Origin of the sequence: Kribbella flavida DSM 17836, assembly GCF_000024345.1 — a bacterium.
Classification (GTDB): Bacteria; Actinomycetota; Actinomycetes; order Propionibacteriales; family Kribbellaceae; genus Kribbella; species Kribbella flavida.
The window spans coordinates 6537799-6559964 of record NC_013729.1 but is presented as its reverse complement, the minus strand read 5'-3'; the positions used below and the strand labels follow the sequence as shown (position 1 = coordinate 6559964).

Annotated in this window: 31 protein-coding genes; 25 read left to right on the top strand and 6 right to left on the bottom strand. The window is 69.1% G+C overall.

Annotation, left to right across the window (positions count from 1 at the left end):
- Positions 1–25 precede the first annotated feature (25 nt).
- From rplF to KFLA_RS30310, 10 genes are all read left to right on the top strand, one after another.
- Complete coding sequence (rplF, locus tag KFLA_RS30355; RefSeq protein ID WP_012923672.1) at positions 26–568, top strand: 50S ribosomal protein L6; 543 nt, start codon at positions 26–28, stop codon at positions 566–568.
- 2 nt (positions 569–570) lie between these two features.
- Entirely contained in the window at positions 571–954 is a 384-nt protein-coding gene (rplR, locus tag KFLA_RS30350; RefSeq protein WP_012923671.1) for a 50S ribosomal protein L18, read from the top strand.
- Between the two features lie 31 nt (positions 955–985).
- Positions 986–1585 carry a 30S ribosomal protein S5 gene (gene rpsE / locus KFLA_RS30345; RefSeq protein ID WP_012923670.1) on the top strand — a complete coding sequence of 200 codons (600 nt, stop codon included), beginning with the start codon at positions 986–988 and terminating at the stop codon, positions 1583–1585.
- Positions 1585–1767 (top strand): 50S ribosomal protein L30, encoded by a 183-nt coding sequence (gene rpmD, locus KFLA_RS30340; RefSeq protein WP_012923669.1) that lies wholly within the window; start codon positions 1585–1587, stop codon positions 1765–1767. The genes rpsE and rpmD overlap by 1 nt, the downstream gene beginning before the upstream one ends.
- 1 nt (position 1768) lies before the next feature.
- Positions 1769–2209 (top strand): 50S ribosomal protein L15, encoded by a 441-nt coding sequence (rplO, locus tag KFLA_RS30335; RefSeq protein ID WP_012923668.1) that lies wholly within the window; start codon positions 1769–1771, stop codon positions 2207–2209.
- A gap of 131 nt (positions 2210–2340) precedes the next feature.
- Positions 2341–3642: a preprotein translocase subunit SecY gene (secY, locus tag KFLA_RS30330; RefSeq protein ID WP_012923667.1), complete on the top strand. Its 1302-nt coding sequence runs from the start codon at positions 2341–2343 to the stop codon at positions 3640–3642.
- Positions 3642–4214, top strand: coding sequence for an adenylate kinase (locus tag KFLA_RS30325; RefSeq protein WP_012923666.1), 573 nt, complete (start codon positions 3642–3644; stop codon positions 4212–4214). Before secY ends, KFLA_RS30325 begins: the two co-directional genes overlap by 1 nt.
- A 96-nt stretch (positions 4215–4310) precedes the next feature.
- A complete protein-coding gene (map, locus tag KFLA_RS30320) occupies positions 4311–5135 on the top strand; it encodes a type I methionyl aminopeptidase (protein WP_012923665.1) in 825 nt (274 codons plus the stop codon).
- A gap of 92 nt (positions 5136–5227) precedes the next feature.
- A complete protein-coding gene (locus KFLA_RS30315) occupies positions 5228–5683 on the top strand; it encodes a DUF1707 SHOCT-like domain-containing protein (RefSeq protein WP_012923664.1) in 456 nt (151 codons plus the stop codon).
- Positions 5680–6492, top strand: coding sequence for a type III secretion system chaperone family protein (locus tag KFLA_RS30310; protein WP_012923663.1), 813 nt, complete (start codon positions 5680–5682; stop codon positions 6490–6492). Before KFLA_RS30315 ends, KFLA_RS30310 begins: the two co-directional genes overlap by 4 nt.
- Positions 6493–6520: 28 nt before the next feature.
- Here the strand turns inward: KFLA_RS30310 and KFLA_RS30305 are convergent, their stop codons facing one another.
- The gene (locus KFLA_RS30305) at positions 6521–7384 is read right to left on the bottom strand and encodes an NAD(P)-dependent oxidoreductase (protein ID WP_012923662.1); all 864 of its coding nucleotides are present in this window, start codon (positions 7382–7384) and stop codon (positions 6521–6523) included.
- A 289-nt stretch (positions 7385–7673) separates the two neighbouring features.
- Here KFLA_RS30305 and infA point away from each other — a divergent pair, with 289 nt between their 5' ends.
- The 12 genes from infA (at position 7674) to KFLA_RS30245 (ending at position 16067) form a co-directional block, all read left to right on the top strand.
- Entirely contained in the window at positions 7674–7895 is a 222-nt protein-coding gene (infA, locus tag KFLA_RS30300; RefSeq protein WP_012923661.1) for a translation initiation factor IF-1, read from the top strand.
- A 30-nt stretch (positions 7896–7925) separates the two neighbouring features.
- A complete protein-coding gene (rpmJ, locus tag KFLA_RS30295; protein ID WP_008361054.1) occupies positions 7926–8039 on the top strand; it encodes a 50S ribosomal protein L36 in 114 nt (37 codons plus the stop codon).
- A gap of 187 nt (positions 8040–8226) precedes the next feature.
- Entirely contained in the window at positions 8227–8598 is a 372-nt protein-coding gene (rpsM, locus tag KFLA_RS30290) for a 30S ribosomal protein S13 (protein ID WP_012923660.1), read from the top strand.
- A gap of 44 nt (positions 8599–8642) precedes the next feature.
- Positions 8643–9050: a 30S ribosomal protein S11 gene (rpsK, locus tag KFLA_RS30285; RefSeq protein WP_012923659.1), complete on the top strand. Its 408-nt coding sequence runs from the start codon at positions 8643–8645 to the stop codon at positions 9048–9050.
- Between the two features lie 24 nt (positions 9051–9074).
- Complete coding sequence (gene rpsD / locus KFLA_RS30280; protein ID WP_012923658.1) at positions 9075–9683, top strand: 30S ribosomal protein S4; 609 nt, start codon at positions 9075–9077, stop codon at positions 9681–9683.
- A 103-nt stretch (positions 9684–9786) separates the two neighbouring features.
- A complete protein-coding gene (locus KFLA_RS30275; protein ID WP_012923657.1) occupies positions 9787–10812 on the top strand; it encodes a DNA-directed RNA polymerase subunit alpha in 1026 nt (341 codons plus the stop codon).
- A 70-nt stretch (positions 10813–10882) separates the two neighbouring features.
- Positions 10883–11575, top strand: a complete 693-nt coding sequence (rplQ, locus tag KFLA_RS30270; protein WP_012923656.1) for a 50S ribosomal protein L17, sunset domain variant — start codon at positions 10883–10885, stop codon at positions 11573–11575.
- Between the two features lie 67 nt (positions 11576–11642).
- Entirely contained in the window at positions 11643–12455 is an 813-nt protein-coding gene (gene truA / locus KFLA_RS30265; RefSeq protein WP_012923655.1) for a tRNA pseudouridine(38-40) synthase TruA, read from the top strand.
- Positions 12448–13068, top strand: a complete 621-nt coding sequence (locus tag KFLA_RS30260) for a class I SAM-dependent methyltransferase (RefSeq protein ID WP_012923654.1) — start codon at positions 12448–12450, stop codon at positions 13066–13068. The genes truA and KFLA_RS30260 overlap by 8 nt, the downstream gene beginning before the upstream one ends.
- Positions 13069–13072: 4 nt before the next feature.
- Positions 13073–13606: a SigE family RNA polymerase sigma factor gene (locus KFLA_RS30255; protein ID WP_012923653.1), complete on the top strand. Its 534-nt coding sequence runs from the start codon at positions 13073–13075 to the stop codon at positions 13604–13606.
- Positions 13599–14336: a hypothetical protein gene (locus tag KFLA_RS30250; protein WP_012923652.1), complete on the top strand. Its 738-nt coding sequence runs from the start codon at positions 13599–13601 to the stop codon at positions 14334–14336. The genes KFLA_RS30255 and KFLA_RS30250 overlap by 8 nt, the downstream gene beginning before the upstream one ends.
- A 48-nt stretch (positions 14337–14384) precedes the next feature.
- Positions 14385–16067: an ABC-F family ATP-binding cassette domain-containing protein gene (locus KFLA_RS30245; protein WP_012923651.1), complete on the top strand. Its 1683-nt coding sequence runs from the start codon at positions 14385–14387 to the stop codon at positions 16065–16067.
- A 43-nt stretch (positions 16068–16110) separates the two neighbouring features.
- Here KFLA_RS30245 and KFLA_RS30240 read toward each other — a convergent pair whose 3' ends face one another.
- The 3 genes from KFLA_RS30240 to KFLA_RS30230 are packed head-to-tail and all read right to left on the bottom strand — an operon-like array spanning position 16111 to position 18235.
- Positions 16111–16656, bottom strand: coding sequence for a GNAT family N-acetyltransferase (locus KFLA_RS30240; RefSeq protein ID WP_012923650.1), 546 nt, complete (start codon positions 16654–16656; stop codon positions 16111–16113).
- The gene (locus tag KFLA_RS30235; RefSeq protein ID WP_148256774.1) at positions 16653–17684 is read right to left on the bottom strand and encodes a glycoside hydrolase family 18 protein; all 1032 of its coding nucleotides are present in this window, start codon (positions 17682–17684) and stop codon (positions 16653–16655) included. The genes KFLA_RS30240 and KFLA_RS30235 overlap by 4 nt, the downstream gene beginning before the upstream one ends.
- Positions 17681–18235 (bottom strand): TetR/AcrR family transcriptional regulator, encoded by a 555-nt coding sequence (locus KFLA_RS30230; RefSeq protein ID WP_012923648.1) that lies wholly within the window; start codon positions 18233–18235, stop codon positions 17681–17683. Before KFLA_RS30230 ends, KFLA_RS30235 begins: the two co-directional genes overlap by 4 nt.
- 127 nt (positions 18236–18362) lie before the next feature.
- On the opposite strand from KFLA_RS30230, the gene KFLA_RS30225 reads away from it, so the two are divergent.
- Positions 18363–18818, top strand: a complete 456-nt coding sequence (locus KFLA_RS30225) for a nuclear transport factor 2 family protein (RefSeq protein ID WP_012923647.1) — start codon at positions 18363–18365, stop codon at positions 18816–18818.
- A 65-nt stretch (positions 18819–18883) separates the two neighbouring features.
- On the opposite strand, the gene KFLA_RS30220 is transcribed toward KFLA_RS30225, so the two are convergent.
- Both KFLA_RS30220 and KFLA_RS30215 read right to left on the bottom strand, forming a co-directional pair.
- Complete coding sequence (locus KFLA_RS30220) at positions 18884–19363, bottom strand: DoxX family membrane protein (RefSeq protein ID WP_012923646.1); 480 nt, start codon at positions 19361–19363, stop codon at positions 18884–18886.
- 234 nt (positions 19364–19597) lie between these two features.
- Positions 19598–20884, bottom strand: coding sequence for a citrate synthase (locus KFLA_RS30215; protein ID WP_012923645.1), 1287 nt, complete (start codon positions 20882–20884; stop codon positions 19598–19600).
- A gap of 277 nt (positions 20885–21161) precedes the next feature.
- Here KFLA_RS30215 and rplM point away from each other — a divergent pair, with 277 nt between their 5' ends.
- Positions 21162–21605, top strand: coding sequence for a 50S ribosomal protein L13 (gene rplM / locus KFLA_RS30210; protein ID WP_012923644.1), 444 nt, complete (start codon positions 21162–21164; stop codon positions 21603–21605).
- Between the two features lie 35 nt (positions 21606–21640).
- Entirely contained in the window at positions 21641–22162 is a 522-nt protein-coding gene (rpsI, locus tag KFLA_RS30205; RefSeq protein WP_012923643.1) for a 30S ribosomal protein S9, read from the top strand.
- The last annotated feature ends 4 nt before the right edge of the window (positions 22163–22166 follow it).

Here is a 22166-nt window from a genome sequence, read left to right as displayed (position 1 = left end):
AAGAACCGGAAGGAGGACCACATTCATGTCTCGCATCGGTAAGCTCCCGATCACGGTCCCGTCCGGCGTCGACGTCACGATCGACGGCCAGACGGTCACCGTGAAGGGTCCCAAGGGTCAGCTCTCGCACGTTGTTGCGGAGCCCATCGTGGTCAACCGGGACGAGGACGGCACGATCGCCGTCGTCCGCCCGGACGACCAGCGCAAGAGCAAGGAACTGCACGGCCTGTCCCGGACGCTGCTCGCCAACCTGGTGACCGGCGTGACGGACGGCTACGAGAAGAAGCTCGAGATCGTCGGCGTCGGCTACCGGGTCCTGGCCAAGGGCCCGACCCAGCTGGAGTTCTCGCTGGGCTACAGCCACACCATCACGGTGGACGCGCCGGAAGGCATCACCTTCGCGGTGGAGTCGCCGACCAAGTTCTCGGTGCAGGGAATCGACAAGCAGTCCGTCGGTGAGGTCGCCGCGAACATCCGCAAGCTGCGCAAGCCCGAGCCGTACAAGGGCAAGGGCGTGCGGTACGCGGGCGAGCAGGTCCGCCGCAAGGTCGGAAAGGCTGGTAAGTAACCATGGCGATCGGACTGCGTCACAACAAGCACGCGGCGAAGAAGACGGCCTCCCGGCTGCGTCGCCAGATCCGGGTCCGCAAGAAGGTCAACGGCACGGCCGACCGGCCGCGCCTGGTGGTCACCAAGTCGTCGAAGCACCTGTTCGCTCAGGTCATCGACGACGTGGCCGGCGTGACGCTGGTGTCGGCCTCCACGATGGAGGCGGACCTGCGCGGCGCGGAAGCGAACAAGACCGACAAGGCCAAGACGGTGGGCGGCCTGCTCGCCGACCGTGCCAAGGCCGCCGGTATCGACTCGGTCGTGTTCGACCGGGCCGGGAACAAGTACCACGGCCGCATCGCGGCACTGGCCGACGCCGCCCGCGAGGGCGGGCTCGGCTTCTGATGACGGCGACAAGGGAAGAAGGTAGTTCGAAATGAGCGGAGGCCAGCAGCGTCGCGGAGGCGGCGCCGGTGGTGAGCGCCGTGGCCGCGACGGTGGTCGCGGTCAGGCAGCTGACAAGACCGCCTACATCGAGCGCGTGGTTGCCATCAACCGGGTCGCCAAGGTCGTGAAGGGTGGTCGTCGCTTCAGCTTCACCGCCCTCGTGGTCGTCGGCGACGGTGACGGCACCGTCGGTGTGGGTTACGGCAAGGCCAAGGAGGTGCCCGCGGCGATCGCCAAGGGCGTCGAGGAGGCCAAGAAGGCGTTCTTCAAGGTGCCGAGGATCCAGGGCACCATCCCGCACCCGGTCCAGGGCGAGAAGGCGGCCGGCGTGGTCATGCTGCGCCCGGCTGCTCCTGGTACCGGTGTGATCGCGGGTGGTTCGGCGCGTGCGGTACTGGAGTGCGCCGGGATCCACGACATCCTCAGCAAGTCGCTGGGTTCGTCCAACGCCATCAACGTGGTGCACGCCACCGTCGAGGCGCTGCGCAGCCTGGAGACCCCGGAGGCGGTGGCCGCGCGTCGTGGCCTGCCGGTGGAGCACGTCGCCCCGGCGGCGCTGCTGAAGGCGCGGGCGGAGGTGGCTTCCTGATGGCTCGCCTGAAGGTGACCCAGACCCGTTCCGGCATCGGTGGCAAGCAGAACCAGCGCGACACCCTGCGGACCCTGGGCGTGAAGCGGATCGGCGACGTCGCCGTTCACGACGACCGTCCGGAGATCCGCGGCATGGTCCGCACGGTTCGCCACCTCATCACCGTCGAGGAGGTCGACTGACATGGCGCTGAAGGTTCATCACCTGCGTCCGGCGCCTGGCGCCAAGACCGCCAAGACCCGGGTGGGTCGTGGTGAAGGCAGCAAGGGCAAGACTGCCGGCCGCGGTACCAAGGGGTCGCAGGCCCGCAACAACATCCCCGAGTGGTTCGAGGGTGGCCAGATGCCGCTGCACATGCGGCTGCCGAAGCTCAAGGGCTTCAAGAGCAGGAACCGAGTCGAGTTCCAGGTCGTTAACCTGGACAAGCTCGGTCAGCTGTTCCCCGAGGGTGGTGAGGTCGGCGTGGCCGAGCTCGTCGCCAAGGGAGCGGTCCGGGCCAGTCAGCCGGTGAAGGTGCTGGGTGACGGCGAACTGACCGTGGCACTGCAGGTTTCGGCGCACAAGTTCTCGAAGTCCGCCAAGGAGAAGATCCAGGCGGCCGGAGGAACCACCACCGAGGTGTGAGTGCCAGGGCTCGTGCGAGCCAGCGCTGATAGTCTGCGCTGAGTTCGGGCGAGCCCTGGTTCGTCTTTTGCCCAGCTGCTTTGCTAGGCCCCTGCCCTGCCCGGGGCAAGGGAAACTTGTGGGAGGACAGGGTGTTAGGCGCCTTTGCCAACGCGTTCAAGACTCCGGACCTGCGCCGGAAGATCTTGTTCGTGCTCTTCATCGTCGTGATCTTCCGGATCGGCTCGGTCGTTCCGGCGCCTGGCGTCAACGTCCAGTCGCTGGACGTCTGTCTGCGGCAGTCCCAGACGGGGGCCAATGCCAACCTCTACAACCTGATCAACCTGTTCTCCGGCGGCGCGCTGCTGCAGCTCGCGATCTTCGCGCTCGGCATCATGCCGTACATCACCGCCAGCATCATCCTGCAGCTGCTCACCGTGGTCATCCCGCGGCTGGAGTCGCTGAAGAAGGAAGGCCAGGCGGGCCAGGGCAAGATCACCCAGTACACCCGGTTCCTGACCGTCGGCCTGGCGATCCTGCAGGCGACCGCGTTCGTCGCGCTCGCCCGGACCCCCGGCCGGCTGTTCCAGGGCTGTGACCTGCCGCTGCTGCACAGCGACAAGGTGTTCCCGGTCGTCGTGATGGTGCTCACCATGACCGCCGGCACCGGCGTCGTGATGTGGCTCGGTGAGCTGATCACCGACCGCGGCGTCGGCAACGGCATGTCGATCCTGATCTTCACCCAGATCGTCGCCACCTTCCCGACCCAGCTGTGGGCGATCCGCAAGGACCGCGGCGTCGGCACGTTCCTGGTCGTGATCGCGATCGGTCTGGTCATCGTGGCCGCGGTGATCTTCATCGAGCAGGCGCAGCGCCGGATCCCGGTGCAGTACGCCAAGCGCATGGTCGGCCGGAAGATGTTCGGCGGCACGTCGACCTACATCCCGCTGAAGGTGAACCAGGCCGGTGTGATCCCGGTCATCTTCGCCTCCAGCCTGATGTACCTCCCGGTGCTGGTCAGCCAGTTCCGCCAGGAGGAGAAGTGGGCCCAGTGGATCCAGGCGAACCTGGTCCGGGGCGACCACTGGATCTACATGGTGACGTACGTCGCGCTGATCATCTTCTTCACGTACTTCTACGTCTCGATTACCTTCAACCCGAAGGAAGTTGCAGACAACATGAAGAAGTACGGCGGCTTCATCCCGGGCATCCGGGCGGGCCGGCCGACCGAGGAGTACCTGTCCTACGTCCTGTCCCGCATCACGCTGCCGGGCGCGATCTACCTGGCGATCGTCTCGATGATCCCGCTGATCGCGCTGGTGCTCTTGAACGCCAGCCAGAACTTCCCGTTCGGTGGAACGTCGATCCTGATCATGGTCGGCGTCGGTCTGGACACGGTGAAGCAGATCGAGAGTCAGCTGCAGCAGCGTAACTACGAAGGGTTCCTGCGCTGATGAGAATGTTGCTGATGGGTCCGCCCGGGGCGGGCAAGGGCACGCAGGCAAAGGTGCTTGCGGAGCGGCTCGGCATCCCCGCGGTCTCCACCGGCGACATCTTCCGGCAGAACGTGAAAGACGAGACGGAGCTGGGTCTCGAGGCGAAGCGGTACATGGACGCGGGCAACTACGTCCCCGACGAGGTCACCAACGCGATGGTCCGGGACCGGCTGTCCGAGGCGGACGCCGGAGCCGGCTTCCTGCTGGACGGCTACCCCCGGACCCTGCCGCAGGTCGGCACGCTGGACGACCTGCTCGCCGAGCACGGGCACAAGCTGGACGCGGTGGTGGCGCTGGTCGCCGACACCGACGTGCTGGTGGACCGGATGCTGCGGCGGGCCAAGATCGACGGCCGGTCCGACGACTCCGAAGAGGTCATCCGGCACCGGCAGGACGTCTACACCGCAGAGACCAAGCCGCTGCTGCAGGTGTACGCGCAGCGTGGCCTGCTGGTCGAGGTGGACGGCGTCGGCGAGATCGACGAGGTCAGCGAGCGGGTTCTCGCGGCGCTGAAGACCGTCACCGAGTAGTTTCCCGGCCCGTCCGGTGCCCTCCGGGGTGCCGGGCGGGCCAGCCATTGTCCCGCCCGGCGCGACCGCCGGCCGGCGAGCCGGAGTACGGAGCCGATGATCTTCAAGGACCGCGGGATCGAGATCAAGACCCGCGAGCAGATCCTGGCCATGCGCAAGGCCGGCCTGGTGGTCGGCCGCACGCTGGAGCTGCTGCGCGGCGAGGTGAAGGCCGGCGTCAGCACCGGCGAGCTGGACGCGATCGCCGAGGACCACATCCGGTCCGCCGGCGCGACGCCGTCGTTCAAGGGCTACCACGGCTTCACCGGCTCGATCTGCGCGTCGGTCAACGACGAGATCGTGCACGGCATCCCCGGTGACCGGGTGCTGGCCGACGGCGACCTGATCTCGATCGACTGCGGCGCGATTGTCGACGGCTGGCACGGCGACGCCGCGATCACGGTCGGCGTCGGCGACGTCGCGCCCGAGCTGCTGGAGCTGGCCCGGATCTGCGAGGAGTCGATGTGGCGCGGCTTCGCGGCCGCGAAGCTGGGTGGCCGGCTGACCGACATCTCGGCCGCGGTCGAGGCGCACGTGCGAGCCAACTCGTCGTACGGGATCGTCGAGGACTTCGTCGGGCACGGCATCGGGTCGGCGATGCACCAGCCGCCGAACGTGCCGAACTTCGGCCGTCCCGGCAAGGGACCCAAGCTGGTCGAGGGGCTGGCGCTCGCGGTCGAGCCGATGCTGACGCTGGGCAAGCAGGACAACCACACGCTCGAGGACGACTGGACCGTGGTCACCGACGACGGGTCGGCTGCCGCGCACACCGAGCACACGTTCACGCTGACCCCGCAGGGTCCGTGGATCCTGACCGCGCTGGACGGCGGCGAGGCCAAGCTCGCCGAGCTCGGCGTCACCTTCGGCCCGCTGGCCGACTGAGCCGCACCGCCGGACCGTCGGTGGCCCGGTGAAGGCCGGGGTCCACCCCTCGGGGGACGCCGCTCAGGCCCGGGCTGAGGCACACTTGAGACATGCCCAGTCCGTACCAGCCACACCAGCGTTTCACCGAGGCCGACCGCGACAAGATCGCCGGGCGACTGCGGGACGCGTTCGCGGACGGCCGGCTGGACCAGCCCGAGTTCACCGCCCGGCTCGACCGGCTGTACGGCGCGCAGACCTACGGCGAGCTGGAGCCGCTGGTGCGTGACCTGCCGCCGGTGCGGACGTACCAGACGCCCGCCATGGTGGAGAACGTCAAGCCGGCCCCTGAGCCCGGCACCTTCCCGGAGCGGAAGAAGCCGAACCAGCCGCAGAACAAGGCGCTGCAGCACCTGACCGGCGGTTTCACCGGCGTGGTGCTGCTGAACGTGGTGATCTGGTTCGTCATCGGCCTGGGCAACGGCGGCGACTGGCCGGCGTTCTGGCCGGTCTGGCTGCTGATCCCGTGGGCGCTCTTCGCGTTCAGCAACCTCGGAAAGCGGCGGTGAGCGCGACCCCCGCCGGCGGCCACGTGCCCGGCCCCCGGCTGCGCCCGGACTGGGCGTGGCAGCTGCGCCAGGGGTCGGCGCTGGTCTACGTGCTCTGGTTCCTGGTCGCGGTTCCGCTGGTCGTCGTGGGCCTGCTGGTGGAGCCGCGCTGGGTGGGCTGGCTGGTCCTCGCGTGGTTCCTGGTGCTGGTCGCGCTGACCGCCGGGTTCCGGATCGCCGAAGGGCGGCAGCGCCGGGCCTGGAGCGACGCGGTCCGGCAGCTCGGCTGGCAGTTCAGCGCCGGTGATCCCGACCTGGTCGACCGCTGGCCGTTCCCGCCGTTCGACGTGGACCCGGCGGCCGAGGTGTACGACGTCACCACCGGCCGGCACCGGGGCCGCGAGCTGCTCACCGGCCGGTTCCGGCACAAGGTGCGGCACCGGCAGCTGGGCTTCGACTTCCTGGACCTGGAGGTGGACCGGCCGCTGCCCCCGCTGCAGCTGCTGCCCACTTCGCTGGCCCCGGTCGCGGCAGCCAGTCTGGTGCCGCTGAAGCTGACGGTGACCGGGCTCAGCGAGAAGTACTGCCTGTTCAACGGCCGCGAGGACCTGGCGCTGGAGGTGCTGAACCGGCGGGCCGTCGACGTGCTCGCCAAGGTGCCGCCGTTCGGCTTCAGCTGCGAAGGGCGGCGGTTCGTCGCGATCCTGCCGGCCTACCGCGACTCCGGCACCGCGCTGGCCCACCTGGACGCGGCCTGCGACCTGCTCGACCTGATGCCGGAACGGGTTTGGCAGGCCGGGGAGCAGTGGGCCGCCACCCACCACTCCTGACCGGCTCCGCCCTTCAGCGCAAGGTGGTTCAGCGCTCGGACAGCAGGCGGACGAGGGCGGCCAGGTCCTCGTCGCCGTGCCCCTGCTCGACCGCGCGCTTGAGCAGGTCACCCATCGGTGTCAGCAGCCCGGGGTCGACTCCCTGGCCCCGGGAGGCGTCGATGAGGTTGCCGAAAGCGGCCGCCTGCATCGCGAGGTTCGAGCCGGCGGCTCCCGGCTCCGCGCCGTACTCGAGATCCTTGGCGATCTGCTGGACCGTGCCGAGCATGGCGGTGAGCCAGGGGACCAGCAGGTCCTGGGTGAACGCGGTGGGGGAGACCTTCTCGCTCGACACCAGTGCGAGCGCGTGCGTGACGCCGGCGAACATGCCGTACATCCCGGTCAGCAGCGACAGGTCCTGCAGGGCCGCCAGTCCCGCGTCGCTGCCGACGAACAGCGGACGGGCCAGGACGGCGAGGGCCGGCTGGTACTTCTCGAAGGCGACGGGGGAGCCGCTGTAGAGGATGAACGCGGCCGGTCCGCCGATCATGTCCGGCACGGCCATGATCCCGCCGTCGAGGTAGTCCACGCCCTGTTGCGCGGCCCAGTCGGCCATCCGGCGGGCCTGCTCGGGGGTGCCGTTGGTGAGGTTCACCACGGAGCGGCCGGCGAGTTCCGGTGCGATGGGTTCCAGGGTGTCGTGCACCGTGTCGTTGGTGAGCAGGCAAACGACAACGAGCGGGCTGGCCGCGATCGCGTCGCCGATGCTCTTCGCGCGGGTCACGTCGGTGAGGTCGGGGGCCCGGCCCGGGGTCCGGTTCCAGACGGTGGTCGGGTGGCCGGCGGCGGCGAAGGCCCGGGCGAGGGCGGCGCCCATCGCGCCGAGGCCGAGAACGGTGACTGGTGTCTTCATGCCGTCCAGCCTGGCCCGGGCGCTTCAGGGCCGACAAGTACGGATTATAAAGTGGGGTACTCACCAAAAGGTAAGTGTCCAGGCCGGCCGTCCGGGAGCCGATTGGGTTTCCCGGCGGTAGGTGGCGTACACTCTTTCCTTGGCTCTTTGTAGCCTCTGGTTGTGCTGCCCGCGGCTGCTCGACGAGCACGGTTTCGTGCGTTCGTCGGGAGGGTGGCGTTCGGCCGGGGGTGTGTGGCGAGCCTGCACCATCAACCATTCAGTACGTCGTCTACAGAAGTGCGAGGACATGCCCAAAAAAGAGGGAGTCATCGAACTCGAGGGCACCATCGTGGAGGCCCTGCCGAACGCGATGTTCCGTGTTGAGCTGTCCAACGGGCACAAGGTGCTCGCGCACATCAGCGGCAAGATGAGGCAGCACTACATCCGGATCCTCCCCGAGGACCGGGTCGTCGTGGAGCTGTCGCCGTACGACCTCACCCGGGGTCGCATCGTCTACCGGTACAAGTAACCACCACCACCTGTCGAAGAAAGAAGCTCGATGAAGGTCAATCCGAGCGTCAAGAAGATCTGCGACAAGTGCAAGGTGATCCGCCGCCACGGCCGGGTCATGGTGATCTGCGAGAACCCGCGGCACAAGCAGCGGCAGGGCTGATCCAGCCCTACCTCGCGACACGGCACTGTCGCACCACAGCGCGCACGCTCGTCCGGCACCAGCACCTCGCCGGACGTCGCCCCCGGAACAGAGGCCGGGGCCTTGCCGGTGAAGCACAACGACTCACCGAGGCGGGCAAGGACGCGGCGCGCCACCACACCTCTGCCGACGAAAGGAACACCGCCACATGGCACGCCTCGTAGGGGTCGACCTGCCGCGCGACAAGCGCATCGAGGTCGCACTCACCTACATCTTCGGTGTAGGACGTACTCGCGCCCTGAAGACGCTCGAAGCCACCGGCATCTCCGGTGACAAGCGCGTCCACGAGCTGGGCGACGAGGAGCTGGTGAAGCTCCGGGACTGGATCGAAGGCAACTACAAGATCGAAGGTGACCTCCGTCGCGAGGTGACCGCGGACATCCGCCGCAAGATCGAGATCGGGTCGTACCAGGGTCGCCGGCACCGCAGCGGCCTGCCGGTGCGTGGTCAGCGCACGCGGACCAACGCCCGCAGCCGCAAGGGTCGTCGCAAGGCGATCGCCGGCAAGAAGAAGAAGTGACCCGGATGACTCGCAGCCTCGACCTTTCCAGGAGTAACTGACTTATGCCTCCCAAGAGCCGCACAGCGGCCGGCGCGAAGAAGGTGCGCCGCAAGGAGAAGAAGAACGTGGCCGCCGGCCACGCGCACATCAAGAGCACGTTCAACAACACGATCGTGACGATCACCGACCCGACCGGCGCGGTCATCTCGTGGGCTTCCGCGGGCACCGTCGGCTTCAAGGGTTCGCGCAAGTCCACCCCGTTCGCCGCGCAGATGGCCGCCGAGGCCGCCGGCCGGCGGGCGATGGAGCACGGCATGCGCAAGATCGACGTGTTCGTCAAGGGTCCCGGCTCCGGCCGGGAGACCGCGATCCGTTCGCTGGGTGCGGTCGGCCTCGAGGTCGGCACCATCCAGGACGTCACCCCGACCGCCCACAACGGTTGCCGCCCGCCCAAGCGGCGCCGGGTCTGACCCAGAGAAAGGTAGGCAGCGAAAATGGCCCGTTACACCGGACCCATGACCAAGAAGTCGCGCCGTCTCGGGGTCGACCTCGTCGGTGGCGACAAGGCGTTCGAGCGTCGTCCGTACCCGCCGGGTATGCACGGCCGCGGCCGTCCCAAGGAGAGCGAGTACCTGCTCCAGCTCCGTGAGAAGCAGAAGGCCCGCTACGCCTACGGCGTGCTGGAGAAGCAGTTCAGCCTGTACTACAAGGAGGCCTCGCGGCGTCCGGGTAAGACCGGTGACAACCTGCTGATCATTCTGGAGTCCCGCCTCGACAACGTCGTGTACCGCGCCGGTCTGGCCCGGACCCGTCGTCAGGCGCGTCAGCTCGTCGTGCACGGCCACTTCACCGTGAACGGCATCAAGGTGAACATCCCGTCGTACCGGGTCGCGGCCCACGACGTGATCGACGTCCGGCCGAAGTCGGCCGAGATGACGCCGTTCATCATCGCGCGGGAGACCCACTCCGAGCGGGTCGTGCCGGCGTGGCTCGAGGCCCTGCCGGAGCGGCTGCGGATCCTCGTGCACCAGCTGCCCACCCGGGCACAGATCGACACCCAGGTCGCCGAGCACCTGATCGTCGAGCTCTACTCGAAGAACTGATCCGGCTCCCGCCGGCGGCGTCCGCGCCGCCGGCGGGATCGGTCGTTCTTCGCCTCGCGACCTCAAATAGTGGTCGTCGCGAAATCGAAGAAGGAAGAAAACAGTGCTTATCGCGCAGCGCCCCACCCTGACCGAAGAGGTCGTCGGCGAGCACCGCTCGCGGTTCGTGATCGAGCCGCTCGAGCCGGGCTTCGGCTACACCCTCGGCAACTCCATCCGCCGTACCCTGCTGTCGTCCATCCCGGGCGCCGCCGTGACCAGCATCAAGGTCGACGGCGTGCTGCACGAGTTCTCGACGGTCGCCGGGGTCAAGGAGGACGCCACCCAGCTGATCCTGAACCTCAAGGACCTGGTCGTCTCCTCCGAGCACGACGAGCCGGTCACCATGTACCTGCGCAAGCAGGGCCCCGGTGACGTCACCGCCGCCGACATCGCGCCGCCGGCCGGTGTCGAGGTGCACAACCCGGACCTGAAGATCGCCACCCTGAACGAGAAGGGCCGGCTCGAGATGGAGCTGGTCGTCGAGCGGGGCCGCGGCTACGTGTCCGCGATCCAGAACAAGTCCGCCGACGCCGAGATCGGCCGGATGCCGGTCGACTCGATCTACTCGCCGGTCCTCAAGGTCACCTACAAGGTCGAGGCGACCCGTGTCGAGCAGCGCACGGACTTCGACCGGCTGGTCGTCGACGTCGAGACCAAGCCGTCGATGCTGCCCCGCGACGCCGTCGCGTCGGCCGGCAAGACGCTGGTCGAGCTGTTCGGCCTGGCCCGCGAGCTGAACGTCGAGGCCGAGGGCATCGACATCGGCCCGTCGCCGGTCGACGAGCAGATGGCGGCCGACCTGGCCCTGCCGGTCGAGGACCTGCAGCTGACCGTCCGGTCCTACAACTGCCTCAAGCGCGAGGGCATCCACACCGTGGGTGAGCTGATCTCGCGCAGCGAGCAGGACCTGCTGGACATCCGCAACTTCGGCTCCAAGTCGATCGACGAGGTCAAGCTGAAGCTGGCCGAGATGGGCCTGTCGCTGAAGGACTCGCCTCCTGGCTTCGACCTGCGTGCCGCCGCCGAGGCCTACGGCGACGACGCCGAGGACGAGGACGAGAGTTTCGCCGAGACCGAGCAGTACTGACCTTTCGACGGCCCTACGGCCCGATTTCCCCAAGGTCCGCACCCGGGCCTGAGATTTCTGGAGTTGGACAATGCCTACCCCTACCAAGGGTTCTCGCCTCGGCGGCAGCCCGGCGCACGAGAAGCTGATGCTCAGCAACCTCGCGACGTCGCTGTTCGAGCACGGCGCGATCACCACCACCGCGGCCAAGGCCAAGCGCCTGCAGCCGCTGGCGGAGTCGATGATCACCAAGGCCAAGCGCGGTGACCTGAACTCCCGCCGCCAGGTGATGAAGCGGATCCGGGACAAGAGCGTCGTGCACGTGCTCTTCACCGAGATCGGCGAGCGGTACGCCGACCGTTCGGGCGGCTACACCCGGATCATCAAGCTCGGCCCGCGCAAGGGCGACAACGCCCCGATGGTGAAGATCGAGCTGGTCGAGGCGCTGGCCGACGCGCCGGCCGCGAAGAAGGCTCCGGCCAAGAAGGCCCCGGCGAAGAAGGCGGCCGCGGCCGACGACGCGCCGGCCGCCGAGGCCACCGACGAGGTCAAGGACGAGGCCGTCCAGGACGTCGTCGCGGGCAAGTACGAGGGCTCCGCCGCCCCGACCGCCGACGGCTCCGCGCCGGAGGGCTTCGACATCAAGGGCAACGAGAACTCGATGAAGTACCACACCCCCGACTCGCCGTGGTACGAGCAGACCGAGGCCGAGGTCTGGTTCTCCACCGAGGACGCGGCCACGGCCGCCGGCTTCACCAAGGCCGGCGAGACCGAGGACAAGTAACACCTTTGCTCCGCAGCGCCCCGCCACCTCTTTCGGGTGGCGGGGCGCTGCTGCGTTAGATTGCCCTGTGCGCTGGCGGATAGACCTGAGGTACGACGGGACCGAATTCCACGGCTGGGCCCGTCAGGACGGCCTCAGGACCGTGCAGGGGGCCCTGGAGGAAGCGCTGGGCACCGTACTGCGCCTCCCGGACCGCCCGGCGGTCACCTGCGCGGGCCGGACCGACACCGGCGTGCACGCCCGCGGCCAGGTGACCCACGTCGACCTGGACGTCCCCGTCACGGGCAGGGACCTGCTGCGCCGGCTCAACGGCGTACTGCCTGATGATGTGGCCGTCACAGCGGTGGCGGAGGCGGCCGACGGGTTCGACGCCAGGTTCTCCGCGCTGGCCCGGCGCTACGTCTACCGGCTCTGCGACGACGCGGTCGGCTGGGATCCGCTGCGCCGCCGGGAGGTGCTGCGGGTCGTCCGCCCGCTGGACGTGGACCGGATGAACGCGGCCGCCGCCCAGTTGCTGGGGGAGCACGACTTCGCGGCGTTCTGCAAGAAGCGCGAAGGGGCGAGCACGGTCCGCGCCCTGCTGGAGTACTCGTGGGTCCGCGTCGGTCCCGGTCTGCTGGACGGCACCGTGATCGCCGACGCCTTCTGCCACTCGATGGTCCGTGCCCTGGTCGGCGCGCTGATCCCGGTCGGTGACGGGCGGCGGGACGTCGACTGGCCTGCCGCGGTCCTGGCCGGCAAGATGCGGGACTCCGCCGTCGCCGTGCTGCCGGCGCACGGGCTGACCCTGGAGGAAGTGCGCTACCCCGCGGACGAGGACCTGGCCGCGCGGGCTCTGCTGGCCCGGCAGGTCCGGGGCGAGGTGCACCGCCGTGGCTGACCACTTCTTCTCCGCGGACCCGGCCTCGGCCGACGTACGCCGTACCGTGCAGGCGCGGATCTGGGACCGCGACTACGAGTTCACCACCGCGAGCGGCGTCTTCTCCCGCGACCGCCTGGACATCGGTACGGCGGTGCTGCTGCGCGAGGTCCGGCCGACGCCCGGGCGCAAGGTGGTGCTGGACCTCGGTGCCGGCTACGGGCCGATCGCCTGCGGCCTGGCGGTCGAGAACCCCGACGCCGTCGTCTGGGCCGTCGACGTGAACAACCGCGCGCTGGAACTGACCGCGATCAACGCGGCCGCGGCGGGCGTCGGCGATCGGGTCCATCCGGCGCTGCCCGACGACGTCCCGGACGATGTCCGGTTCGACGAGATCTGGTCGAACCCGGCGATCCACATCGGCAAGCCCGAACTGCACAAGATGCTGCTGCGCTGGCTGTCCAGGTTGAAGCCCGGCGGTACGGCCTGGCTGGTGGTCGGCAAGAACCTGGGCGGCGACTCCCTGCAGCGCTGGCTGACCGAGCAGGGCTATCCGTGCGACCGGGTGGCCAGCGCCAAGGGTTTCCGGATCCTGCGGGCGACTGCAACGAACCCGGGCGGATCGCCGTCCTGAGGGTATGGAGGCAGCCTTGGCCCCGATGCAGACCGGCAGCGGTCCGCTCGACTTCGAGCTGTTCGTCAGCGAACGCGCCGACGCGCTGCTGCGGTTCGCCTACGTCCTGACCGGCGACGTCACGCTGGCCGAGGACGCGGTCCAGGACGCCCTGACGACGGCCTGCGCGCGCTGGGCCCGGGTCAGCCGGGCCGACGACCCGGAGGCGTACGTGAAGCGGATGGTGGTCAACGCGCACATCTCGTGGTGGCGCCGGTTCCGCCGCCGGGAGGCGCCGACCGCCGAGCCCACCCGGACGGCCGCCGCCGCACCGGACGGTGCGGCGGACCGTGCCGACGCCGAGGCCGTCTGGGAGCTCTGCAAGACGCTGCCGGACCGCCAGCGGGCAGCGGTGGTGCTCCGGTTCTACGAGGACCTGTCGTACGCCGAGATCGGCGCCCTGCTGCACTGCGCCGAGGCGACGGCCAGATCGCACGTCCACCGGGCCCTGGCGGTCCTGAAGAACACGCTGGCCAAGGAAGGAGCCGAGGATGCCTGACCAGGAAGAGGAACTCGGCCCCACGCTGGCCGACGCGTTCCAGACCATGGCGGACGGCGTCCGGGAGCTGCGAGACCGGGGCCTCGCGGCAGAGGCACGCCGCCGGGTCCGGCGCCGGCGGCAGGCCGTGTTCGGTGGGTCCGCGGCGATGGTGGTCGCGGTGGCCATCGGGGGAGTGTGGAGCGCGATCGGCGATGGTTCACCGGTCGACACTGCCACCAGCGGCAGCGCGGCGGACTCCAGCGCGGGCCGGGAGAATCCGGAGAGCTCGCCCGGAGGCAGCTGCGCAGAGCAGCACCCGATCCTCAGTGGTGACCTTGCCCCGTCGCCGAGCGCCGGGCTCGACCTGGAGACCCCGGTGTCCGGCCTGCTGGCCTGCCGCTACCGGCTGACGCCCGGTGCCACGACGCTGCTGGGCGCTGGAGTGTTCGACGCCACGACGGCCCAGCGAGTCGTCGACGCCATCAAGGTGCTGCCGGAACGCAACCCGGACCTTCCGGTGTTCAAGTGCACGCCCGAGCGGGCTCGTCCGACCGAGGCGATCGTGCTCCGCTTCGACACCCGGCAGGGCCCGCGCGAGGTCTGGGTCCAGTACGACGGCTGTGCCACCGCCGGCTTCCTCACCGGCACCAGGACGTACGGCCTGTACGCCGCCCCGCTCCAGCTTTTCCTGACCGGCTCGCTCCGCCCCACCGGCGGTGTCTACCTCGACCACCTGAAGGGGTGGTGAGGGGATAACCGTTCGCGGCCACCCGGGCGGGCCGGTCACACTGGGCGCATGGGTCATGTGGACGTGGCGGGGATCGGGTTCGAGCTGCCGGACGGGCGGGTGCTGCTGGACGACATCACGTTCCGGGTCGGCGACGGCGCGAAGGTGGCGCTGGTCGGGGCCAACGGGTCCGGCAAGACGACGCTGACCAGGATCATCGCGGGTGACCTGAAACCGCACAGCGGCAGCATCTCGCGGTCCGGCGGACTGGGCGTGATGCGGCAGTTCGTCGGCTCCGTGCGGGACTCCTCGACCGTGCGCGACCTGCTGCTCAGCGTCGCGCCGGAGCCGATCCAGGCCGCCGCGGCCAAGCTGGACAAGGCCGAGCTGGCGATGATGGAGGCCGACGACGAGAAGACCCAGCTGCGCTACGCCCAGGCGGTCTCCGACTGGGGCGAGGTCGGCGGGTACGACGCCGAGGTGCTCTGGGACGTCTGTACGACGGCAGCGCTCGGCATGCCGTTCGACCGGTGCCGCTGGCGGGAGGTGAAGACGCTGTCGGGCGGTGAGCAGAAGCGGCTCGTGCTGGAGGCGCTGCTGCGCGGTCCGGACGAGGTGCTGATGCTGGACGAGCCGGACAACTACCTGGACGTGCCGGGCAAGCGCTGGCTCGAGCAGGAGCTCAACGCGACGCAGAAGACCGTGCTCTACATCAGTCACGACCGCGAGCTGCTGGCCAACACCGCGACCCGGATCGTCACCGTCGAGCTCGGTGCCGCCGGCAACACCGCCTGGACCCACGGTGGCGGTTTCAAGACCTACCACGCGGCGCGCAAGCACCGGTTCGAGCGCTTCGAGCTGCTGCGCAAGGTCTGGGACGACGAGCACGCCAAGCTGCGCGCGCAGATGCTGATGTACAAGCAGAAGGCGGCGTACAACTCCGACATGGCGTCGCGCTACCGGGCCTCGCAGACCCGGCTGCGCAAGTTCGAGGAGGCCGGCCCACCGGAGGCGATCCCGCGCGAGCAGAAGGTCAGCATGCGGCTCACCGGCGGCCGGACGGGCAAGCGGGCGGTCGTCTGCACCGGCCTGGAGCTGACCGGTCTGATGAAGCCGTTCGACCTGGAGGTCTGGTACGGCGAACGCGTGGCTGTGCTCGGCTCGAACGGTTCGGGCAAGTCACACTTCCTGCGGCTGCTGGCCAACGGCGGCTCCGACCCCGACGTCGAGCACCAGCCGGTCGGCGAGATCGTGATTCCGTCGGTCGCCCACACCGGGACGGCGAAGCTGGGCGCGCGGGTCCGGCCGGGCTGGTTCGCGCAGACGCACGAGCACCCGGAGCTGGCCGGACGGACGCTGCTGGAGATCCTGCACCGCGGCGACGAGCACCGCGACGGGATGGGCCGCGAACTGGCCTCCCGCAAGCTCGACCGGTACGAGCTCGCGCACGCCGCCGAGCAGACCTTCGACGTTCTGTCCGGTGGTCAGCAGGCACGGTTCCAGATCCTGCTGCTGGAGCTGTCCGGGGCGACTCTGCTGCTGCTGGACGAGCCGACCGACAACCTCGACGTGGAGTCGGCCGAGGCGCTGGAGGAGGGCCTCGACGCCTTCGACGGAACGGTTCTCGCGGTCACCCACGACCGCTGGTTCGCCCGCGACTTCGACCGTTACCTGGTCTTCGGCTCCGACGGCTCGGTCTACGAGTCCGACGAACCGGTGTGGGACGAGGGCCGGGTCGAGCGCGCCCGCTGAGCTCCGGGCGCACAGCCGAACGCGACCGTCTCGCCGTGCCTGTTCAGGCGGCGGGGCGGTCGAGGCGGTAGACGTAGTGCAGCGGGTCGTCGACCGGGTTGTCCGGCTCCATCGGCCCTTCGGCGACGCGGCGGAAGCCGGCGCGTTCGAGGGCCCGCCAGGAGTTCCGGTTGGCGGCGACCACCGCGGCCAGTACCGCCGGCGTCGCCGGCAGCTCCGTCCAGATCTTCGCGACCATGGCGGCGATCATCGCCGTCCCCAGACCCTGGCCGGTGTGCTCCGTGGCGCCGATGAAGTAGTCCACGATCACCGCGCCGTCCGGTACGTCGGTCAGCTCGGCGAAAGTCTCCAGCTCTTCGGGGTAGTCGGTCAGCCGGCTCCGCTGGATCAGCCCGGCCGGCTGCTCGTCCACCAGCAGCAGGAAGTCCTCGGACGGCTCGCGTCCGTCGGCGCTCGCCCCGAAGTCCCGCTCGACAGCAGCCGGGTCGGTCTCGTGGTTCCACCAGCGCTCGACGTGCGGGTTGGCCAGCCATTGGGCCAGCAGCGGGAAGTCGTCGCGGGTCACGCGCCGGAAGGTCAAAGTGCTCATTTCCTCACCCATGCGTTGCGGTACGCGGTCCAGTGCTCGTCGGTCGCGGTGAAGTCGACGTACAGGGCCAGGCCGAAGTTCTGCCGCGAGGAGTCGCCGAGACCGAGGCGTGCGCCACGGACAGCGGCCTCGACGGTCTCAGCGTGCCCCCAGTGACTCGGATTGCTCTCCCAGTACGCCGGGAGGCCCATCAGCAGGTCCACGTGGTCCGGTGTCACCTCCAGCGCCAGCTTGGTCTGCTGGGCGACGTACCCGCCGTACAGGGACTCCAGCGGCATCGCGGTGTCGTAGGACATGACCGCGATCTGCTCCACCCGCCGGGCGACCTGACCGAAGTACTCCTGCGACCACCACTTGCCTTCGCCGGCGATGGCCAGCGGCAGGGCGTTCAGCTTGAACAGCGGGTCGATCTGCGCCGCCGCGACCGACAGCGGTACGCCGCGCCCAGTGGTGAGCGCGTGGACCTGGTCCAGCACCGCCAGGAAGCCCTTCGACCCCGAGTGCACCGGCTCGAAGTCGAAGTGGATGCCGTCGAACCCCTGGTCCAGCACAGCCGCCGACGACGCGGTCACCTGGTCCCGGACCGCCTGGCTGTCCAGGTCCATGCCCGGGTTCTTGGCCGGCAGGACCAGATCGCCGAGCCAGGCCTGCACCCGTACGCCGGGAGCGGCCTTGCTCATCGCGTCGGTGAACCAGCGGGCTTTCGGCGACACCTCGGCCAGCGGCAGGGTGCCGTCGTGCTCCAGCGGCCCGGCGTGCACGTAGAGGTCGCGGATGCCGGTACCGGAGAGTCGCTCCGCGAGTGCGGTGACGTCTGCGGCGGTCTTGCGGCCGTCGACCCAGGCGTGACCGAGCCAGAGCGCGTCCTGGTTGCGCGTCTGCGCTGTGGACGCGGGATCGCCGGCGTAGTGGATGCGCAGCGAGACCGCGTACGCGCCGAGCGGTAGAGGGACGAGCAGCGCGAAGACCAGCAGCAGTACGACGACCACGCGGCGTCGGCGGGACCAGCTCTGCCAGCGACGCCTCACGGAGTACGCCCAGGCCGCAGTCCGTCGTACAGGAGGTTCAGCATGCGGTCGCGGACGTCGGGAGCCAGTCCGAGAGCCGTTGCTCCCCGGGATGCGCTGACGAGCAGCGCGTACACCTCGGGCTGGTCCGCGTCCTGGCGTACGACGCCGGCGCGTTGGGCCTGGGTCAGCAGCTCGCCGAAGGCCTCGCGCAGCCCGGCTCCGGCCTTGTAGGCCTCCTCACCGACGGCGGCACCGGCCGCGGCGAGCGCGTCGGCGATCGCCAGCTTCGACGCCGCCTCACCGACCACCTGCGCGAAGAACGCGAAGAACGCCGTCCTCGGATCGCCGCTGCCGACCAGTTCCCGGGCCTGGTCGCGGAGCCGCTCCAGCCGCACGGTGAGCACGGCCTCCAGCAGCTCCAGCTTGGTCGGGAAGTGCCGGAACACGGTGGCGATCCCGACGCCGGCCAGCTTCGCGACGTCGTCGGTGGAGGCGGCCGGCGACCGCCCGAACACTTCCTCGGCCGCGGCCAGGATCCGCTCCCGGTTGTCCCGCGCGTCAGCTCGCACCCGGCCACCCTCCTTCGTCCCGCACAGCGTAGAAGACGCCGCGGACCACCGATCGGTTGTAAGCGAAGTCACTACTCCATATATTCGGAGTGGCAACTTCGCTTATCGCGCTGACGAGAGGAAGCACGTGACACCCAGTGAGGTCTTCCTGCGCCTGGTCCACGGGGTCGCGGACCGCGACTTCGCCGCCCTGCCCGGGCTCTACGCCGAGCAGACCGACGTCCGTCATCCGATGGCCCCGGGCGGTGACCGCCCGCTGCTCAGCCGGGACGCGCTGCGTGCGCACTTCGGCGGTACCGGTCCACGGGTCGCCGAGGCGATCCGCTTCCGGCCCCAGAACATCCGGATCCACCAAACCGCCGACCCGGAGGTGATCGTCGCCGAGTTCGAGTACGCCGGCACGGTGATCGCCACCGGTACGCCGTTCCGGGCGCCGTGCGTGTTCGTCCTGCGGGTCCGGGACGGGATGATCGTGGAATCCCGCGACTACATCGATCACATCGCGATGGCGCGGGCCCGTGGCACCCTCGAGCAGCTCTTCGCCGCAGCCCGGGAACCGCTCGATGGTGCCGCGGCGTCGTAGTCCGCAGCAGCGCAGTACGGCCCCGGTCCGCGGCAACCATGCCGGGCCGGGGCCGTCCCAAGTGCTCAACCCCGCAGGCCTTGCAGGGGTGCGGCGGCCAGCGCCTTCGCGGCGATCACCAGGCCGGCGGCAGCCAGGACGATGTCCTTCAGCACGTACTGCGCCTCCAGCGTCGGCGTGCCCGGGAACAGGTCGCCGAAGAACAGCACCAGCGGCGACATGATGCCCACCAGTGCCATCCCCAGCACCAGCAGTCCCGTTCGCAGGAACCGGCCGGTGAGCAGCGTGAGCCCGATGAAGCACTCCATCACCGCGGTCAGCACGACGGCGGTCTGGCCGCTGACCACGCCGAGCGTGAGGGTGTCGAGCGTGCGCATCACCAGCCCTTCGGCCGGACTCGCGCCGGGGAAGAACTTCAGCAGGCCGAAGCCGAGGAAGACCAGCCCGAGGCTGATCCGGAGGATGTCGACGCTGTGACGGCCGAGCCAGCCGGTGAGGCGGGTCGCGCCGGCCGACGCAAAGTCCTTTTGCAGCAGGGAATTCATGGTGGTTCTCCTGTCGTGGTCGATGTCCACCACAGCGTCGCGAAAACCACCCCTGCCGCGCGTCGGGCCGGTGGCGGCACCGGGACTACCTCCGCGGAGGTAGCCCGGCGTACCGGGCGGACCGGCGTACGGCGTACCGGTCAGGGTGTCCCGTAGGCCTGGCGGGTCAGGCCCGGAACGGGCGAAGGCCCTCTCGAGTCAGCTCGAGAGGGCCTTCGCGGGTGGTGCGTGGGGTCAGCGGTCGCCCATCGGCACGTAGTCGATGCCGCGGCCGCCGGTGTAGATCTGCTTCGGGCGGGCGATCTTCTGGTCGCCGTCGCCGAGCATTTCCAGCCACTGCGCCAGCCAGCCCGAGGTGCGCGGGATGGCGAACAGCACGGTGAACATCTCCGGCGGGAACTGCAGGGCCTCGTAGATCAGGCCGGAGTAGAAGTCGACGTTCGGGTAGAGCTTGCGGGAGACGAAGTACTCGTCCTCCAGCGCGATCTTCTCCAGCTCGACGGCGATCTTCAGCAACGGGTTGATCCCGGTCACCTCGAACACGTCGTCGGCGGCCTTCTTGATGATCTTGGCCCGCGGGTCGTAGTTCTTGTAGACCCGGTGGCCGAAGCCCATCAGCCGCTCTTCGCCGTTCTTCACGCCCTCGATGAACGACGGGATGTTGTCCAGCGTGCCGATCCGGCGCAGCATCTTCAGCACCGCCTCGTTGGCGCCGCCGTGCAGCGGGCCGTAGAGGGCTGCGATGCCACCGGTGACCGCGCTGTACGGGTCGACCTGGGTCGAGCCGATCGCCCGGACCGCGTTGGTGGAGGCGTTCTGCTCGTGGTCGGCGTGCAGGATGAACAGGATCTCCAGCGCCCGGACCAGCCGGTCGTCGGCGGCGTACTTGGGCTCGCTCATCTTGAACAGCATCGACAGGAAGTTCGCCGCGTAGCTGAGCTCGTTGTCCGGGTACACGTAGGGCTTGCCCTGCGCGTGCCGGAACGCGAACGCGCCGAGCGTCGGCATCTTGGCGATCAGCCGGCGGATCTGCAGCGCCCGCGACTCCTCGTCGAAGATGTTGCGCGACTCGGGGTAGAAGGTGGACAGCGCGCCGACCGAGGCCAGCAGCATGCCCATCGGGTGCGCGTCGTACCGGAAGCCCTGCATGAAGGTCTTCAGGTTCTCGTGCACGAACGTGTGATAGGTCACGTCGTGCGCCCAGGCCTCGTACTCGGTCTTGTTCGGCAGGCTGCCGTTGATCAGCAGGTAGGCGACCTCGAGGTAGTTCGACTGCTCGGCCAGCTGCTCGATCGGGTAGCCGCGGTACTCGAGAATGCCCTGGTCGCCGTCGATGAAAGTGACGGCCGAGCGGGTGGAGGCGGTGTTGACGAAGCCGGGGTCGTAGGTGGCCAGCCCCCCGTCTCCGTCGGAGGCGCTGATCTGCTTGAGATCGGCGGCGCGGATGGTGCCGTCGGTGATGGCAAGGTCGTAGTCCTTGCCGGTCCGGTTGTCCCGGACGGTGAGCGACTGTTCGGTCACAATGCCCTCTTCGGAAGCTGGCGTCATCGCCCGGTGAGTGAGGGTTATCGTCAGCCGGCGGGACGCGGTTCGGACTTCAATCTTCACCGCTAAACTAGTGCGGTCGGAGTTCGGTTCCAAGCCGGGGTCCCCCGGTCGGTCACGCTCACTTTGACCCCGACGTGTCCGCGCCGGTATTCTGGGCTGCTGTTGTGCGTTCCAGGTCAACACCGGTCACGGTGAACCGCTCGCCGACGCTCCAGTTTTGTCAACCTCTGAGAAACGAAGGTCAACGACCGTGCGCACGTACAGCCCGAAGCCTGCTGACGTCACTCGTGAGTGGCATGTGATCGACGCCACCGACGTCACGCTCGGTCGGCTCGCCGTCCAGATCGCCACTCTTCTGCGCGGCAAGCACAAGCCGACGTTCGCCCCGCACGTGGACGGTGGAGACTTCGTCGTCGTCGTCAACGCGTCCAAGGTCGCGCTGTCCGGCAACAAGCGGACCGACAAGCTGGCCTACCGTCACTCCGGCTACCCGGGTGGTCTGACCAGCACGCCGGTCGGCGAGCTGCTCGCCAAGGACCCGCGCAAGGTCGTCGAGAAGGCCGTCTGGGGCATGCTGCCGAAGAACCGGCTGAGCCGGAAGCTGCTGACCAAGCTGAAGGTGTACGCCGGTCCGGAGCACCCGCACGCGGCCCAGCAGCCGAAGACGTTCGAGATCACCCAGATCGCCCAGTAAGCGATCGACGAGCCAGGTAAACGAGGATTTCCAGCGTGAGCGACATCACCACCGAGACCGCCGAGTTCGACCCTGAGGTCCCCATCGACAGCGAGGGCCCGGTCGCCTACACCTCCGAGACGAACCCGAGCCCGGAGCAGCGCGCCGAGTCCGGCCGCGTCGCGGTGATCAACCCGGCCGGCGCGACCGGTCGCCGCAAGGAGGCCGTCGCCCGCGTCCGCCTGGTTCCGGGGACGGGCAACATCACCGTCAACGGCAAGCCGATCGACGTGTACTTCCCGAACAAGGTGCACCAGCAGCACGTGAACGAGCCGTTCGTCGTGGCCGGGCTCGAGGGCTCCTACGACGTGATCGCCCGGATCAACGGCGGCGGCATCACCGGCCAGGCCGGTGCGCTGCAGCTCGGCATCGCCCGCTGCCTGAACGCCGCCGACGAGGAGGCGAACCGTCCGGGGCTGAAGAAGGCCGGTCTGCTCAGCCGCGACGCGCGGATCAAGGAGCGCAAGAAGGCCGGTCTCAAGAAGGCCCGTAAGGCTCCGCAGTACAGCAAGCGCTGATCAC

Excerpts from the sequence above, each read along its gene's own strand:
- rpmJ (WP_008361054.1), top strand. The coding sequence starts at position 7,926 with ATGAAGGTCAATCCGAGCGTCAAGAAGATCTGCGACAAGTGCAAGGTG.
- KFLA_RS30325 (WP_012923666.1), top strand. The coding sequence starts at position 3,642 with ATGAGAATGTTGCTGATGGGTCCGCCCGGGGCGGGCAAGGGCACGCAG.
- rpsE (WP_012923670.1), top strand. The coding sequence starts at position 986 with ATGAGCGGAGGCCAGCAGCGTCGCGGAGGCGGCGCCGGTGGTGAGCGC.
- rplO (WP_012923668.1), top strand. The coding sequence starts at position 1,769 with ATGGCGCTGAAGGTTCATCACCTGCGTCCGGCGCCTGGCGCCAAGACC.
- KFLA_RS30240 (WP_012923650.1), bottom strand. The coding sequence starts at position 16,656 with ATGAGCACTTTGACCTTCCGGCGCGTGACCCGCGACGACTTCCCGCTG.
- rplQ (WP_012923656.1), top strand. The coding sequence starts at position 10,883 with ATGCCTACCCCTACCAAGGGTTCTCGCCTCGGCGGCAGCCCGGCGCAC.
- KFLA_RS30255 (WP_012923653.1), top strand. The coding sequence starts at position 13,073 with ATGGAGGCAGCCTTGGCCCCGATGCAGACCGGCAGCGGTCCGCTCGAC.
- rplR (WP_012923671.1), top strand. The coding sequence starts at position 571 with ATGGCGATCGGACTGCGTCACAACAAGCACGCGGCGAAGAAGACGGCC.
- rpsK (WP_012923659.1), top strand. The coding sequence starts at position 8,643 with ATGCCTCCCAAGAGCCGCACAGCGGCCGGCGCGAAGAAGGTGCGCCGC.
- rpmD (WP_012923669.1), top strand. The coding sequence starts at position 1,585 with ATGGCTCGCCTGAAGGTGACCCAGACCCGTTCCGGCATCGGTGGCAAG.
- KFLA_RS30250 (WP_012923652.1), top strand. The coding sequence starts at position 13,599 with ATGCCTGACCAGGAAGAGGAACTCGGCCCCACGCTGGCCGACGCGTTC.
- rpsD (WP_012923658.1), top strand. The coding sequence starts at position 9,075 with ATGGCCCGTTACACCGGACCCATGACCAAGAAGTCGCGCCGTCTCGGG.
- KFLA_RS30305 (WP_012923662.1), bottom strand. The coding sequence starts at position 7,384 with ATGAAGACACCAGTCACCGTTCTCGGCCTCGGCGCGATGGGCGCCGCC.
- KFLA_RS30315 (WP_012923664.1), top strand. The coding sequence starts at position 5,228 with ATGCCCAGTCCGTACCAGCCACACCAGCGTTTCACCGAGGCCGACCGC.
- KFLA_RS30245 (WP_012923651.1), top strand. The coding sequence starts at position 14,385 with ATGGGTCATGTGGACGTGGCGGGGATCGGGTTCGAGCTGCCGGACGGG.
- rpsM (WP_012923660.1), top strand. The coding sequence starts at position 8,227 with ATGGCACGCCTCGTAGGGGTCGACCTGCCGCGCGACAAGCGCATCGAG.
- KFLA_RS30220 (WP_012923646.1), bottom strand. The coding sequence starts at position 19,363 with ATGAATTCCCTGCTGCAAAAGGACTTTGCGTCGGCCGGCGCGACCCGC.
- infA (WP_012923661.1), top strand. The coding sequence starts at position 7,674 with ATGCCCAAAAAAGAGGGAGTCATCGAACTCGAGGGCACCATCGTGGAG.
- map (WP_012923665.1), top strand. The coding sequence starts at position 4,311 with ATGATCTTCAAGGACCGCGGGATCGAGATCAAGACCCGCGAGCAGATC.
- rplF (WP_012923672.1), top strand. The coding sequence starts at position 26 with ATGTCTCGCATCGGTAAGCTCCCGATCACGGTCCCGTCCGGCGTCGAC.